12 protein-coding genes, 1 tRNA gene and 1 pseudogene are annotated in these 14,843 nt (G+C 64.2%); 4 read left to right on the top strand and 10 right to left on the bottom strand.

Annotation, left to right across the window (positions count from 1 at the left end; all coding sequences use genetic code 11):
• Nucleotides 1–2: 2 nt before the first annotated feature.
• Nucleotides 3–779: an esterase family protein gene (locus NKH30_RS05130; protein WP_352994448.1), complete on the top strand. Its 777-nt coding sequence runs from the start codon at nt 3–5 to the stop codon at nt 777–779.
• Nucleotides 780–812: 33 nt separating this feature from the next.
• On the opposite strand, the pseudogene NKH30_RS05125 reads toward NKH30_RS05130, so the two are convergent.
• Nucleotides 813–930: pseudogene (locus tag NKH30_RS05125) on the bottom strand (IS5/IS1182 family transposase); the annotation flags it as partial.
• Nucleotides 931–1,008: 78 nt separating this feature from the next.
• On the opposite strand from NKH30_RS05125, the gene NKH30_RS05120 reads away from it, so the two are divergent.
• Together NKH30_RS05120 and NKH30_RS05115 are read left to right on the top strand one after the other, a co-directional pair.
• Nucleotides 1,009–1,094 (top strand) — tRNA-OTHER (locus NKH30_RS05120).
• A gap of 203 nt (nt 1,095–1,297) precedes the next feature.
• Nucleotides 1,298–2,371: a siderophore-interacting protein gene (locus NKH30_RS05115; RefSeq protein WP_352994445.1), complete on the top strand. Its 1,074-nt coding sequence runs from the start codon at nt 1,298–1,300 to the stop codon at nt 2,369–2,371.
• 20 nt (nt 2,372–2,391) lie between these two features.
• Here the strand turns inward: NKH30_RS05115 and NKH30_RS05110 are convergent, their stop codons facing one another.
• The 6 genes from NKH30_RS05110 to NKH30_RS05085 all read right to left on the bottom strand — a co-directional run bounded on the left by NKH30_RS05110 (nt 2,392) and on the right by NKH30_RS05085 (nt 8,867).
• Nucleotides 2,392–3,606 (bottom strand): MFS transporter, encoded by a 1,215-nt coding sequence (locus NKH30_RS05110; protein WP_352994442.1) that lies wholly within the window; start codon nt 3,604–3,606, stop codon nt 2,392–2,394.
• Nucleotides 3,606–5,693, bottom strand: coding sequence for a TonB-dependent siderophore receptor (locus NKH30_RS05105; protein WP_352994439.1), 2,088 nt, complete (start codon nt 5,691–5,693; stop codon nt 3,606–3,608). The genes NKH30_RS05110 and NKH30_RS05105 overlap by 1 nt, the downstream gene beginning before the upstream one ends.
• 180 nt (nt 5,694–5,873) lie before the next feature.
• Nucleotides 5,874–6,962, bottom strand: coding sequence for an AbrB family transcriptional regulator (locus tag NKH30_RS05100; protein ID WP_352540978.1), 1,089 nt, complete (start codon nt 6,960–6,962; stop codon nt 5,874–5,876).
• 128 nt (nt 6,963–7,090) lie between these two features.
• The gene (locus NKH30_RS05095; RefSeq protein WP_352683881.1) at nt 7,091–7,396 is read right to left on the bottom strand and encodes a putative quinol monooxygenase; all 306 of its coding nucleotides are present in this window, start codon (nt 7,394–7,396) and stop codon (nt 7,091–7,093) included.
• A 49-nt stretch (nt 7,397–7,445) separates the two neighbouring features.
• Nucleotides 7,446–8,243: an SDR family NAD(P)-dependent oxidoreductase gene (locus NKH30_RS05090; protein WP_352478045.1), complete on the bottom strand. Its 798-nt coding sequence runs from the start codon at nt 8,241–8,243 to the stop codon at nt 7,446–7,448.
• Between the two features lie 171 nt (nt 8,244–8,414).
• The gene (locus NKH30_RS05085) at nt 8,415–8,867 is read right to left on the bottom strand and encodes a DsrE family protein (protein WP_352540979.1); all 453 of its coding nucleotides are present in this window, start codon (nt 8,865–8,867) and stop codon (nt 8,415–8,417) included.
• Between the two features lie 100 nt (nt 8,868–8,967).
• On the opposite strand from NKH30_RS05085, the gene NKH30_RS05080 reads away from it, so the two are divergent.
• Nucleotides 8,968–10,056 carry a hypothetical protein gene (locus tag NKH30_RS05080; RefSeq protein WP_352540980.1) on the top strand — a complete coding sequence of 363 codons (1,089 nt, stop codon included), beginning with the start codon at nt 8,968–8,970 and terminating at the stop codon, nt 10,054–10,056.
• Nucleotides 10,057–10,142: 86 nt separating this feature from the next.
• On the opposite strand, the gene NKH30_RS05075 is transcribed toward NKH30_RS05080, so the two are convergent.
• From NKH30_RS05075 to NKH30_RS05065, 3 genes are all read right to left on the bottom strand, one after another.
• A complete protein-coding gene (locus tag NKH30_RS05075) occupies nt 10,143–11,072 on the bottom strand; it encodes a cation diffusion facilitator family transporter (protein ID WP_502896420.1) in 930 nt (309 codons plus the stop codon).
• A gap of 32 nt (nt 11,073–11,104) precedes the next feature.
• The gene (locus tag NKH30_RS05070; protein ID WP_352540981.1) at nt 11,105–13,294 is read right to left on the bottom strand and encodes an anthranilate synthase; all 2,190 of its coding nucleotides are present in this window, start codon (nt 13,292–13,294) and stop codon (nt 11,105–11,107) included.
• Between the two features lie 436 nt (nt 13,295–13,730).
• Nucleotides 13,731–14,780, bottom strand: a complete 1,050-nt coding sequence (locus NKH30_RS05065; protein ID WP_352540982.1) for a M14 family metallopeptidase — start codon at nt 14,778–14,780, stop codon at nt 13,731–13,733.
• Between the last annotated feature and the right edge of the window lie 63 nt (nt 14,781–14,843).

The raw sequence follows: 14,843 nt of genomic DNA, 5'->3' as shown, positions 1-14,843 counted from the left end.
CGATGGACGTTTCCTACCACAAGGGTTTTGGCCGCAACCTCGGCCGCGACATGGAATACAAGCGCTACGGCCATGCCGGCCGACCCGTGGTTGTGTTCCCGACTTCGCAAGGGCGGTTCTACCAGTTCGAGGATTCCGGCGCCGTCTCGGCTCTCGCCGAGTTCGTCGACACCGGTCGCATCCAGTTGTTCACGCTGGACGGCATCGATGCGGAATCCTTCTTCGACCGCCATGCCGAGCCGGCCCATCGCATCGCCCGGCATGAAGCGTATTTCCGCTATGTGCGCGAGGAGGCGCTGCCGGAACTCCTGTCTGCCGCGGCCGAGGCCAATGGCGGGCGTACGCTGAAGCCGCTGTTTTGCGGCTGCTCGATGGGCGGCTACCATTCATCGAATTTCGTCTTCCGCTTTCCGGAACTGGCCAGCGGCGTCATCGCGCTGTCGGGGGTTTACTCCACCCACGATTTCTTCGGCAGCGCGCTCGACGGACAAATTTTCTTCAACTCGCCGCTCGACTACCTGCCGGGTATCGTCGATCCGGGGCTGCTTGTCAGGCTGAAGGCGCTGCGGCTGATCTTCTGCTGCGGGCAGGGTGCCTGGGAGGAACGGATGCTTGCCGATACGCAGGCGCTGGAACAGATCCTGCGTGACAAGTCGATTCCGGCCTGGGTCGACTACTGGGGCGGCGATGCCGCCCATGACTGGCCGTGGTGGCACAAGCAACTGGTCTATTTCTTCGCCCGCTGGCTGGACGACGATCTGATGCACCGGCTGGATTAGATTACCGTAGACTCACAAGCGCAGCCACAGTCGCCTTGAGAAGATGTCGTTCAGCACGCGGCGATCATCCACACGCGGCACGCCTGGCGGCTTGTTGGGCAGGAGCGGCTCGATCACGCCACTCGAAGTCGGGCAGGTCGTATCGGCTCATGCCGACGCTGAATCGGCTCGGACGCCACAAGAGAAGCCTCGAATGGCAATCCGCGCAAATTTGCGCTACGAGGCAGGTGCCAGCGTGACGGAATTGGTAAACGTATCACCACAGTGATCCTGAGCCTCTTGGTTCAGGTGCGGGTTCGATCCCTGCCGCTGGCGACGCCCCGCTTTACGAGTTTACGACCTATTGCATGTCGATATCTAGGTGATGCGGCCTGCAAATGGACTTCCCTTCAGCCTGATTTCAAAACATGACTATACTTATCATCTTTTAGTGGAAACGCCGGGCCGGCTGTGGCATTCCGGCGTGGCGAGGCCGCCGTATGGCGATCTCGAATTCAACGGCATCGAAAGGCTTAGCGATGGAGCAATTGAGTGCGCAAACCCGGATCAGCGGTGCCGCCATCCGGTCGGTGATGGACAGGCTGCGCGCCGAGCATGGCGAATCCGAGATCGATACCGGCCTTGCCGATCATTGGGAATTTCGCACGCATTACGGCTCGTTGAAGGCGACGCTCGGTGACGACAACGTGCTGATCCGCGTCGCGGCCGAGGATGAAACCTGCCTGTCCTACATGAAGATGGCGGTCGCCGGCCATTTTTCGCAACATCTCGGCACGACCAGGGGCATCGCCTGGCAGGGCGACGGCAGCGATGCCGGCACGCCGGTGTTCTTCCGCGAGATCACGGTGCTGTCCTCGACGCGGATTTCTCCGCATATGCAGCGCGTCCGCTTCACCGGCAACGATCTCGGCCGCTTTGGCCGTGGCGGCCTGCATGTGCGGCTGCTGCTGCCGCCGCGCGGCAGGCTGCCGGTGTGGCCGTCGATGGGCGCCGACGGCCTGATGGTCTGGCCGTCGGGCAAGGACGCGCTCGTCGTGCGGGTCTACACGATCCGGGCACTGGACGCCGCAAGCGGCTGGCTGGATGTCGATTTCGTCCTCCACCCCGGTATGGAGACGCCGGCGGCCGCTTTCGCCGAAAAGGCAGTTGCCGGCGAGATCATCGGCATGATCGGACCGGGCGGAGGCGGCGTGCCCGAGGCGCAAAACCTGCTGCTGCTCGGCGACGACACCGCGCTTCCGGCGATCGGCAGGATCCTGGAGCAGCTTTCGCCGTCAACCCGCGCCGAAGCGTTCATCGAGGTCGATGGTCCCGACGATCGGATGCCGCTGGCCGCGGGCGAGGCCGTTGCCGTCACCTGGCTCTATCGGCATGGGGGCGAGGCCGGTACAGCCAGGCTGTTACCGGCGGTGCTGCAGCAGCGGAACCGCACTGCCCTTATCGACAATCTCTATGTCTGGGCCGGATGCGAGTTCGGCGATTTCCGCGAGATCCGCAGGATCGTCCGCAAAGAATGGGGTGTGCCGCGCGACCGGCACCTGGTCACTGCCTACTGGCGCCGCGGGACGCAAGCGGACGGCGGCGAAGAATAGCGCGCGACGATGCTCCGCGGTCAGCGGCGGTCGGATACGATGATGATCGCCGGGGCCGCCAGCATCGCGACGAGGCCGGCGCCTGCGAAGAACGCGCCATAGCCGAGATACTGCGCGGCGTAGCCGGCCGCGATCCCGCCGGCCATGCTCATCAGTGCGTCCATGCACTGGAACAGCGTGAAGTCGACGCCCGCCTGTCTTGGATCTGACCAGCGCATGAACTGCGCGTAAAGCGCGACGAAACCGAGAGCCATGAAGCCGGACGAGCTGAGCACCGCGATGGCCCTCAAAGCGGTGGTCGAGAAGCCACCAAGAAAATCGAAGACCGAAAAGAAGAACAGCGATCCGGCCTGCAGGAAAAGCGCCAGGACGAGCACGTTGCGCGGGCCGAACCATTTGACGAGAGCGCCGCCGGCGAGTGCGGCAGCCAGGCCGACGAACATGCTGCCGACGCCGTTGACAAGTCCGACCATCGAGAGGTCGAGCCCGGCGTCGATCAGGAATGGTCCGAGCATGGCGAGTGCCGCCTTCTGGGCCAGGACATAGATGGCCGACGCTGCCAGGCCGCGCCGAATTTCGGGACGCTTCAACGCGTCGAGGAGGCTGGGAACATGCTCGCGCGTCTCCTCGCGCGCGCGGCCGGCCGCGCCGAGCAGGAAGGGGAGGCCGAGCGGCAGGAGCAGCAAGGCCATCGCCCAAACGGCGATGCGCCAGCCATAAGCGTCGACCAGAAGCAGAAACAGGCCGGCGCCGATGGCCGAGCCGAGATAGGCGCCGCCGACCTGCGCGGCATTGCCCCAACCGTGGTTTTCCCTGGCCAGGCTCTGCACGGCGAAACCATCGCAGGCAATGTCGACCGTCGAGGCGGCGAAGGCGACGATGGTCAGGCAGGCCAGGACCGGCCACCAGGCCTCCGGGCCGAGCGCGCCGACGGCCCACAGCCCGGCGATGGACGCAAGTCCACCGGCGGCGACGATCGTGCCGGTGCGGTTCTTGCCGACCGGCGGCAGCCGATAGCGCTCGACGGCCGGCGCCCATAGAAACTTGAGCGCCCATGGCAGCGCGATCAGCGAAACCAGGCCGATCCGGTCGAGCGGCAGGCCCTGGTCGCGCATCACCGCCGGCAGCCCCGCCCAGGTGATGCCGCCGATCACACTCTGCGCGACGTAGAGCCCGCCGATCGCCAGGACGATCGCGACAGGCGTCGATGCCCGGCTGGAAACGGCGATCGACATCAGAAGCGGTAGCGCAGGCTGGCGAACAGCGAGCGACCCTCGTCGCGGTAGCAATAGCCGGCCGAGCAGATGGATTTTTGAGTGTCGAACAGGTTCTTGGCGTTGACCTGCAGCTTCACGCCCTCGAGCTTGGGGTTGCGGTAGCCGAAATCATAGGAGAGCGAGGCGTCGACGAAGGCGCGCGCGTCGTTCTTGAAGGTATTGGTGTCATCGCCATAGCTCGAGCCGGCGACGCGAACGCCGCTGCCTAGCCCGAGCCCCTGCAGCGTGCCGTCCTCGAACTGGTACTGCCCCCAGAGCGACAGGATGTGATTTGGCGTCGCCGACAGTTCCTTGCCTGCGGTTCCCGTGGCGCCGCGTTCGATTTTCACGCGCAGATAGGTGTAGGAGGCGAGTATGCTGAGGCCGTTGTCGAGCGAGGCGCTGGCTTCCAGTTCGGCGCCGCGCGAGTTCAGGTCGAGCTGGCGCTGCTTGTTGATCCCGGTCGAGGCGTCGAAGACGACGCCATCCTTCTGGTCGATGTCGAACAGAGCGGCGCTGACGGCGGCGTTGTAATCGGCAAACTCGTATTTGACGCCGATTTCCTTTTGCGTCGCGATGGTCGGACGGGCGACGCGACCGATCGGGCTGCTGACATCGTCATAGACGAAGCCGATATTGGGCGAGAACGACGTCGAATAGTTGACATAGGGCGTGATGCCCCATTCGGTCTGGTAGGACAGGCCGAGCCGGCCGGAAAGGGCACTGTCGTCCTGTTTGGACCTGGTGAAGTCGGCGGCGGTCGAGGTGGTGTCGGCCCAGTCGTAGCGACCGCTGGCGAACAGGGTGAAATCGTTCCACTCCATCTGGTCATGCAGATAAGCGCCGAGCTGGTTCATCTCCTGCCCGCCAGAGTAAGGAACCGGAGCGGCCTTGATGTCACCGACGGAAACGTAGGAGATACCGCTGCCGGCGTCATAATTCGACCAGGCGTAGTCGATGCCGGCTACCGCCGTGTGCCTGACCTGGCCGGTATCGAATTCGAACTGCGCCATGTTGTCGACGACGAAGTTCTTCATGGTCTCGGTGTAGTGACCCCAATAGCGTTTCAGATCCACGCCGTCCGGGTAATGACCGCTATATTCGATGTCGCTGTCGACGGCGCTGTAGCGAAGGTTCTGCCGGACCGTCAGCACGTCGTTGAAACGGTGCTCGAACTCGTAGCCGATGCGGCCCTGGGTCTGGTCGAAGTCGTTCCAGGCGGGATCGCCCTCGTAGAGGTTCGTCAGAGCGCCGCCTGAATTGTAGAAGGCAGCGGTGCCGCCTGTGACGGATTTCGAATATTCGCCGAGGATGGTCAGCCTGGTATCCTCGTCCGGCTTGAAGGTGACGGCCGGCGACAGATAGATCTTGTCGTCGGGATAACCGGGCAGGTCGGTGTCGCTGGTGCGGCCGAGGCTGGTGAAGCGGTAGAGAATGCTGCCGTCGTCGTTCACCGGGCCGGAAGCGTCGAGTGCGGCCTGGAAGCGATTGTGTTCGCCTAGCAGCATTTCGATTTCGCGGAACTGTTCTTCCTTGGGGCGCTTGGTGACCAGATTGACGATGCCGCCCGGACCGCTGATGCCGTAAAGCGAGGAGGCCGGACCCTTCAGGATGGTGACGCCCTCGATGCCGTAGGGCTCGGTCTTGAACCAGGCCGAGGGGCCGTTGTACTGGCGCAGCCCGTCGCGGAACATGCCGTTGTAAAAGGCCTGGAAGCCGCGCAGGAAGAAGGCGTCGTAGCGGGTGTCGAAGCCGAAGCTGTTGGGATTGGCGCTTGCGACATAGCCGAGCGATTCGTTCAGCGTGCGTGGCTTCTGGTCCTCGATCTGCTTTTGCGTCACAACCGAAACGGCTTGTGGAATCTTGACCATCGGCGTGTCGGTCTTGGTGCCGATGCGGTCCTTCTTGGCGACATAGCCGTCCTGCACGAGGATCTCGTCGCTCTCGGCATCGACCTCGATCTTGTTGAGAACCGTGACGCCGCCCTGGTCCTGAGCGTGAGCCGGCCCGGACAGGCCGAGCAGGGCAACGCTGCCCGGCAGTGATAACCCCAGGAGCCATGTCATCGTCCGTTTCCGCATCAACTCGTCTCCACTCTTCCGTACATTGACGGAAGGGGCTCTCAAATCTGAGTATTTGAGTCAAGTTATTTTTTGAGCTCGTGCGGGTGCTGGCCCGATACGGTCGGCGACAGCAAAGTGCGACCGGTTTCAAGAAAAGGCTACCAATCAGGGAGAGGCGAGCTGCTATGGTTTGAGGCTTCTCGCCACCAGCCGCGCCACGCTTGGGCCGACCAGAAGCACGATCAGGAAGCGTGCCGATTGCAGCGCCATGACGAAGGAGATGTCGACATGCTGTGCGGCGGCGGCGATGATGGCGACGCTGTCCATGCCGCCGGGGCTGGTTGCCAGATAGGCGGTCAGCGGATCGATGCCGAGCAGGCGGCTGATCAGGAAGGCGAGGCCGCCGCAAAAGACGATCAGGGCAATGATCGAGCCGACGATCTGCGGCAGCGCGCGGGCCGCGTGGCGCAGAATGGCCCTGGTGAAATTCAGGCCGATGCTCCAGCCGATCATCGTATAGCTCAAGGCAAGCAGCCAGGGCGGCAACTGCATGGTCACGCCGAGCCCGAGATGGATCACGGTGCCGAAAATGAAGGTGCCGAGGAATAACGGCGACGGCAGCCGGAAAAGCTTTCCGGCGAGGCCGCCAACCAGCGCCACGCCGAATGTTGCGGCCAAGCCTTGCGGGTCTATCGGCGGAAACCAGACGATGCCCGGCACCTCGATGCCCGAGGTGTCGACCCAGAGCTTGGCCACCAGGGCTGCCGTCATCGAGACGCAGATGACGCGCAGATACAGCATAAAGGCGACGAGGCGCTGGTCGGCGCCGAAGGCACCGGCCATAAGCACCATGGCGGTGGCGGCGCCCGGCGACGAGCCCCAGACCGCGGTGGTGCCGGGCAGGATGCGCCAGCGGCTGATCAGCCAGCCGAGCAGGCTGGATGCCGCGACCGTCGCCATCACGACGCCAAGGAACAGCGGCCATTCCCTGTAGAAGACGGGAAAGATATCGGCCGAGATGGAACTGGCGACCAGGCAGCCGACGACCGCCTGGGCTGAGCCGAACAGAACCCGCGGCACACGCACCGTGGCGCCGTTGGTGCCGGCAGCTATGGCCGCCAGCATCGGTCCGATCAAGAGCGCGGCGGGCAGGGCGGCGAGCTCCAGCGCGCCGGCAAACAGCACCGAGACCACCACCAGGACGGGCCACTGCCAGGCCTTGTGGATCCGCGCCAGGTGCTCGATGGCCGGCGGGTTCGGGGAGGAATCCATAGATGGGCTCTTAGACCGGTCGCGAAAAAATGCGAACCCTTTTTGCGCGGAAAAGGGCTTGGGTGGTAATGGCACCAACCATCCGCAGCGATCCTTCGCGCGCCCCTCTGGCCTACCGGCCTCTCCCTCTATCCCGCCTTCGCCGGTAAGCCGAACCCGCCAACAGGATGCGTCTCCACCTGGAACTCGAAGCCGGCGATGATCGGCCGTGCCTTGGCGATTGCCGCCTGGACTTCGGGCAGCTGCAGCGAAGCCTTGTGGCTTTCGGCGTCGGTCCACACTTCGGTCACCCAGATCGCGTCGGCATCGGCCGGGTCGGTGGCGATGATGTAGTTCAGGCAGCCGGGCATGGCACCGGTGCTGGCGAGCAGGATATCCATCATTGCGTCACGCTGGCCGCGCATCGCCCGCATCTTGCCGATCAGTCCGTACATTCGCTTTGCTCCGTTGAGATGACGCAACCGGGAGTATGCAGTTCGCCGTCTACGGCATCAACTGCCCGCCATTGACCTCGATCACCTGGCCGATGATGTAGCCGCTCAACAGATCGGAGGAGAGGAACAGATAGGCGCCGACACAGTCCTCCGCGGTGCCGGCGCGGCCCTGCGGGATGGTGGCGATCATGCCTTTCATCTGGTCGTCGGTCGAGTAGCGCTCGTGGAAAGGTGTCGCGATCGTGCCGGGCGCCACCGCGTTGACGCGGATGTTGAACCCGATCAGCTCCTTGGCCATGCCGCGCGTGACGTTGGAGACGAAGGCCTTGGCCGAGCCGTAAAGGCCGGCGCCGCCACCGGCGCCGTTGCGCGCGGCGATCGAGGAGGTGTTGACGATGAAGCCGCCCTGCCGCTTCAGCCATGGGATTGCCTTGCGCGAAGCTGTCAGCACGGAACGCGCGTTGAGGTCCATCACCGCGTCGTAATGCGCCTCGGTCTGCTCGGCATAGGGCACGCGGCCGAGCATGCCGCCGGCATTGTTGACGAGGCCGTCGAGCCGGCCGAAATGTTGCGCACTGTCCTCGACGACGCGCTCGACATCGGCGGGGATCGAGAAATCGCCCTGGGCGAGGAACACGTCGCCGCCGCCGTTGCGAATGGTCGCGGCCAGGTTTTCGGCAGCCGCGCGGCTCGAATTGTAATGCAGCGCGACGCGGCATTTCTGCGCGGCATAGGCAAGTGCAAGCGCCGCGCCGATGCCGGTCGAGGCGCCGGTGACCAGGACCGCCTTTCCGGCAAGGTCGGGGATGACCAGAGAGGGGCTGACAAGGGTGGTGGTGGCTGGCACGTCTATTCCTCCGGGGACTCTGCCTGCTCTTCGTAAGCCTTCGCAGTCCTCGCGTTCAAGTCCGTAAAAGTCTTGAGCGGTTCACCGTTTCACGGAAACGGCGAACCGCTCCCTCTTTGTCTTGACGCAATTCCGGACGGAAAACCGTTTCACGCTTTTCCTGGAATTGCCCTATGGCCTGAGATAGGCGTAGCCCTGGCGTTGCAATTCGGCGAGCTTGACGACGCCGCCCCTGTCGGCTGCATGGAAGCCGTCGAGCAGGTCGGCCAGGCCGATATCCATGCCGTGCATGGTGTTGGCGCAGGCGTGCGGGCTGAGCCCATCCTGGACAAGGCCGGCGAACCGCCCGGAAATGGCGGCCGATATGCCCTTCGACTTGAAGGCGGCAAGTGCTGGGCCGTGCACGACAAGCGCGATGTCGACCTTGCCGTCGGTGCCTTCGAAGTGGTTCTTGATGTTGCCGAGCACGAAATTGACCTTGTCGAGATCGCTGAGGTGATAGGCGACCTTTTGCCTTTCCTCTTCGACGGCCTTGACTTTAATGGCTGCCGCCTTGGTGGGGCGCAGCCCGAAAAGCCCGGCGGCCCCGGCAAGACCGACGCGGAAAATATCGCGGCGTCGCATGGCTTTATCTCCATTTATCCGGCCGGCGCAAATTGCATGGCCTCGGCCTCGATCCTAACATAAATTGAAGCCACGTCTTGTCGGGGCAGGGGGCGCCAGCATGATATCAAGGACCGTGATGGGCGCCGGAGTTGGGGTTGCCTTGCTCGCCGCCGTCGCCGGCTCTGCTTTCGCCGACGACACGCTCAAACTCACCGAGCTCAGCCCCGACGGCAAGGACGCCTGCTTCGGCCGCGTCTATGACGCCGCGCATCTCAAGTCGCATCCGCAGCAGAAGGTGACGCGCATCTTCTTCTATTACGGCCGCGATCCGGTCAGCCGGCCAAACGAGGAGCCAAGCGCCGGCATCGATTCCTCCTACAATGGCTTCATGGCGACGACGGTGCGCGGCGCCGAGGCGCCTGAATGGCTTGGCGGCTGGTGCAGTCATGAGTCGGAGGACGGCAAGACCGGCCCGATCCGCTGCGGTATGGACTGCGACCGCACCATGGCTTCGCTGAAGGTCGACGACAAAGGCCGGCTGATCGTCTCGGACGTGCAGCCCGACCTCTATCTCGACGCCGGATCGGAAGACGAGCTCGGCAAGGCGGAGTACGAAAGGCAGGCGCTGGGCAAGGACGACAACGGCTTCAGGCTCGATCCGATGCCGGCCGCCACCTGCAAGGCGGAGTTCGCGCGCATCGACCCGATCGATCCGGCACTTGGCCCGCCATTGCGCGAGCGGCTGAAGCCGGACCAGGCCTTCTGCTACGGACGCGACTACGACGCCGAGCATCTCGGCTCGCATCCCGACCAGCTGACCCAGTCGATCAGGGTGTTCCGCGGAGCGGTCGAGCTGGCGTCTTTCGCCAAGGAGGGCGATCCGGCCAATTGGCCAAGCGGCGCCGATATCGCCGTTTCGGTTACCACGCGGCAGAAATCGGCCAAGGTCACGCAGGTCTATAATTGTCAGGGCGAGGGCGACCAGTGGCGCTGTGCGGCGAGCGCGAAGACGGGTGCTGCGTCCTGTGACATCGCGCAAAGGGAGGTCTTCCTTCGCCGCGGCGCCAACGGCACGATGATGCTGGCCAACCCGAACAGCGGCCTGCCGATCATCGATCTGTGCTCGAAAGCGGCGGAAGGTGACACCAGCTCCGACGACAAGGTCTACCGGCTGGAGCCGATGCCGCAGGCTGCCTGCGGGCTGTAGCAGTTCAGAGACGCGATGCCGGCGGGACAGAGGGGGTGCTGTCCCGCCGACCTCAAGGTTTTGGATGGCGGCGTCCCGCTATCGCCTCACGCGAAAGGCACGGCTGTCGTGCCTTTGGGCAGTTTCGCTTCATCGTCGGGTTCGACATGGATGATGACCCGCACGGAAGGGATTTCGGCCTGCAGCGCGTCCTCGATGCGGTCGCAGATGACGTGGCTGGCGCCGACCGACATGTCGGCGTCGACGACCAGGTGGAACTCTATGAAGGTGGCGCGGCCGGCGATGCGCGTCTTCAGGTCGTGGACCTCGAGCGCGCCCTTGCAATTGGCCGAGATGATGTCGCGTATGCGGATATGTTCCTGGGTGTCGACGGCGCGGTCCATCAGCCCGTTCATCGACGAGCCGATGACGTGCCAGCCCTGCCACAGGATGTTCAGCGCCACGATCACCGCAAGAGCCGGATCGAGAACCTGCCAGCCGGTCAGTACGGCGCCGACCAGGCCGATGAACACACCGAGCGAGGTCGCCACATCGGTCATGATGTGCCTGCCGTCGGCAACGAGAGCCGGCGATTTTTCGCTTCGGCCGGTGCGGATCAGCGTCAAGGCCCAGACGGCGTTGATGACCGTTGCGACGCCATTGACGGCAAGGCCGGTCCATGGCTTTTCCAGCAGGGCGGGATGCTGCCAGGACCACCAGACCTCGTTGAGGATCAGCAAGGCGGCAAGCACGATCAGCACGCCTTCGAGGACGGCTGAGAAATACTCGGCCTTGTGGTGGCCGAACGGATGGTCCTGGTCGGCTGGCTTGTAGCTGACCTGGATCGCCCAATAGGCGGCGGCAGAGGCAATGACGTTGACGATCGATTCCAGCGCGTCCGAATAAAGCGCGACCGAACCGGTGACGTACCAGGCCACCAGCTTCAGGCCGAGCACGACGCAGGCGACGACGATCGACCAGAAGGCGAGGCTGGCGACCTTCTGCCTGGCGGCGGCTTTGATTTCTGCCGCGGTCACTGGGGAAAAGATCCCAACACTGAGCCCTCGAATTAAGCGGCCTTTTCCTTGGCCTTGCGCGGCAGGTGCGCGACGATGTTCTCGATGATGCGCATGCCGGCATTGTGGCCGAGCGTCATGATCGACTCCGGGTGGAACTGCACTGCGGCGATCGGCTCCTTGCGGTGCTCGAAGGCCATGATGATGCCGTCCTCGGTCTCGGCGGTGACGACAAAACCATCGGGCAGCCGCACCGGATCTGCAAAGATCGAATGATAGCGGCCGACCGTCACCTCCTTGGGCAGGCCGGAGAAGATGATGCCCGGCTTCGACACGCGGATGCGCGACGGCTTGCCATGCATCGGGATGTGCAGTTGGCGCAGCTCGCCGCCATAGGCCTCGGCCAGCGCCTGCAGCCCGAGGCAGACGCCGAAGATCGGCAGGTCGCGCGCACGGGCCCGCTTGATGGTGGCGGCGCAGTCGAAGTCCTTCGGCGTGCCGGGGCCGGGCGACAGCACGACCAGGTTTGGCTTCAGCCGGTCGAAGATCTCGTCCGGCACTGGTGTGCGCACCGTCGAGACATTGGCGCCGGTCTGGCGGAAATAGTTGGCGAGCGTATGGACGAAACTGTCCTCGTGGTCGACCAGCAGGATGTTGACGCCGTCGCCGACACGCGCGGTGCTGCGTTCGGTGCTGGCGGCATTGCCTGATTTGGCGTCGCGGATGGCGGAGAGCATGGCGGATGCCTTCAGTTCGGTTTCGGCTTCTTCTTCCTCGGGAATGCTGTCGAAGAGCAGCGTGGCGCCGGCGCGCACCTCGGCGATGCCGTCCTTGATGCGAATGGTGCGAAGCGTCAGGCCGGTGTTCATGTCACCGTTGAAATTGACCATGCCGATCGCCCCGCCATACCAGGCGCGCGGGCTCTTCTCGTTCTGCTCGATGAAGCGCATGGCCCATAATTTCGGCGCGCCGGTGACGGTGACCGCCCAGGCATGCGACAGAAAGGCGTCGAAGGCGTCCATGCCTTCGCGCAGCCGCCCCTCGATGTGGTCGACGGTGTGGATCAGGCGGGAGTACATTTCGATCTGGCGGCGGCCGATGACGCGCACCGAGCCCGGCTCACAGACCCTCGACTTGTCGTTGCGGTCGACGTCCGAGCACATGGTGAGTTCGGATTCGTCCTTCTTCGAATTGAGCAGCTTCAGGATCTGCTCGCTGTCGGAGATGGCGTCGTCGCCGCGCTTGATGGTACCGGAGATCGGGCAGGTCTCGACGCGGCGGCCGTTGACGCGCACGAACATTTCCGGCGAGGCGCCGATCAGATATTCGCCCTCGCCGAGATTGATGAAGAAGGAATAGGGCGAAGGGTTGATGCTCTTCAGCTTGCGGGAAATCTCGGAGGGCTGGGTTTCGCAGCGTTCGTAGAACATCTGCCCCGGCACCACTTCGAACAGGTCGCCGCGCTCGAAGCTCTTCATCGCCTTGCGCACCAGCTTGGCATATTCGCCGGGCTCGTGGTCGCCGCGCGGCGGGATGCGGTCGGCGGTCCTGAACGGCTCGACGATTTCGTCGCGCGGCAGGCCTTCGGTCGAGAAGCCATCGCCGGAATAGTCGTAGCGGTCGGTCCAGGCCTTGGTCGAATAGTGGTCGACGACGAGGATCTCGTCGGGCAGGAACAGCACGAGATCGCGCTGGCTTGGCTTGCGCTCGAGCTTGTAGTCGACCGGATCGAACTGGAAGGCGAGGTCATAGCCGAAGGCGCCATAGAGGCCGAGATTGGCGTCTTCCTCGGTCTTGAACAAAGCCGTGATGGCGCGCAGCACGGTGAAGACGGAGGGTACGCGGCTGCGTTCCTCCTCGGTGAAGACACGGCCGGGCTTGGCGACCTCGAGGCGGATGAGTTTCTGCGTTGTCTCCGCGATCGTTACGTCGTCAAGACCGGCAAGCGCCTTGCCGATCACCGGCAAAAGCACCTGGCCACGGCTGTTCAAGGCCTCGATGCGCATGGCGCGGCCGTGTGCCGAGATCACCAGCGGCGGATCGATAATGGCGGTGTCCCAGCGCGTATAGCGGCCGGGATATTCGTAATTCGAGGAAAACACGGCGCCGCGGCGCGAATTCAGGCCATCGACATAGCCGTCGATCGCCCCCTCGTAAGGCCGGTCATGGCGTTGGCGGGTAATCGCCACGCCACCCGCCGTGACGAAGCGCTCGGCGCCATTCTCCAGAATTTTCGTCGTCATTGCCGTCTCCATCAGCGTCTTTGGGGCAACGGACCCGGGAATGGCTTGAAAAAACAAATGGCCGCCCGGACATTCCGCTGCGGCCACCCTCTATTGTCACGCGAACGCGTTCGAACAGGCCGCTGTCAGCGAGCCCACCACCAAATGGTCTTGATCGAGCGCATGTTCATGGCGAAATCCATAGCCGCGAAAAGCGGTATGCGCAACAGGTTTGAAAGTCTGTGGGGTGGCTGCCGCTTTCGCAACCCAGCACATGGCCAAGACCGGCTGTCCTGCCTAGACTCTGCGTTACCCTGGCGCATGTGCCGCCGCGCCAGAGGCTTGCCGAACTCGGCGTCGCCCGCGTGAGCCATGGTCCGGTGCCGTACCGGCAGATGGCCGAATGGCTGGAGGCCAAGGCGCGACAGGCGATTTCGGGGTAGCCTGGCGGGGTGCGTCAGTCCTCCAGCGTTCCCGACCTTGCATCGGCGCTCGTCCCGTCGCCGACCAGCTTCAAGAGGTCTTCGCCGGCGCGAATGATGCGGCGGGAACGCCGCGTCAGGATGAGGCCCGCCTGCGGCGCCAACACTTCCGTGCGGCCGTCGGGCTCGCCGGGCGCGTGGACGATGGTGGCAAGGCGCGCACCCTTGGTGACGCGGTCGCTCGGCTTCACGTGGTAGAGGATCGCGCCCGAACGGGGCGCCGGCATCATCTCGATATTTTCGATCGGCGCGACGAGTCCTCCGAAGCTGCCAGACGCGGGCAGCGCCTGATCCCGGATGACGCCGCGCGCCACCAGCAGCCGGTAGAGCCCTTCGGCGTCGGCGCTGGCGAGGGCGCCGTCGACGTCGAGTATGCCGCGATATTCGACGGTGGTGGCGACGCGCCGATCGAGGCGCGCGACGTCGGCGGGAACGTTCTGATACGGCATGATCGAGGCGCCTTCGAAGGTGCCGTCGGGATCTTCGTGCCACAGCATCACCGCATCGACGCCCATAGCCGCCGCACAATCCGCCATGGCCGGCCACAGGCTGGTGTGGACGTAGAGGTAGGCGAGGCCTTCATCGTCGCAGTGCAGGTCGAGCACGATGTCGTGGCCGATGGAGAGCTGCAGCAGCCGCGTCTTCAGCCGCTGATCGACCGTGCCGTGCGCCGGCAGGAGCGTGAGGTCGGGCGCGGCGAGCCGCGGAAAGCCGCGATTGAAATTGGTGCGCGTCCCCAGATGGAAGCGGCCCTGATGGTCGCCATAGAGATATTGCGCGCGGCCGATCGGATTGGCCCAGGGCACGATGGTCATATTGCCGCTGATGCGGCCTTCGGCTTCCGCCCTGCTGAGCATCGGCATCAGCGCATCGATGGCAACGACGCCCGGCAATTCGCCGGCATGAAGTGCCGCCTGCAGATAGGCGGAAGGCGCCGTCTTGTCCGTTCCGGCGAAGCGGAAGATGGGGAATTCGTAGGAAGCGCCTTCGCTGTCGCCGGCGACGCGTTCGATGGACTTCTGCATGGGATGCCTCCGGAAGAAGAGGCGGAACACATGCCCTTTTGCCGCTGGGCTGTCGATTGGTCC

Origin of the sequence: Mesorhizobium sp. M1273, from assembly GCF_040318195.1 — a bacterium.
Lineage (GTDB): Bacteria > Pseudomonadota > Alphaproteobacteria > Rhizobiales > Rhizobiaceae > Mesorhizobium.
Note: the sequence above shows the minus strand (reverse complement) of the source record. Positions and strands in the feature narration are given on the sequence as shown.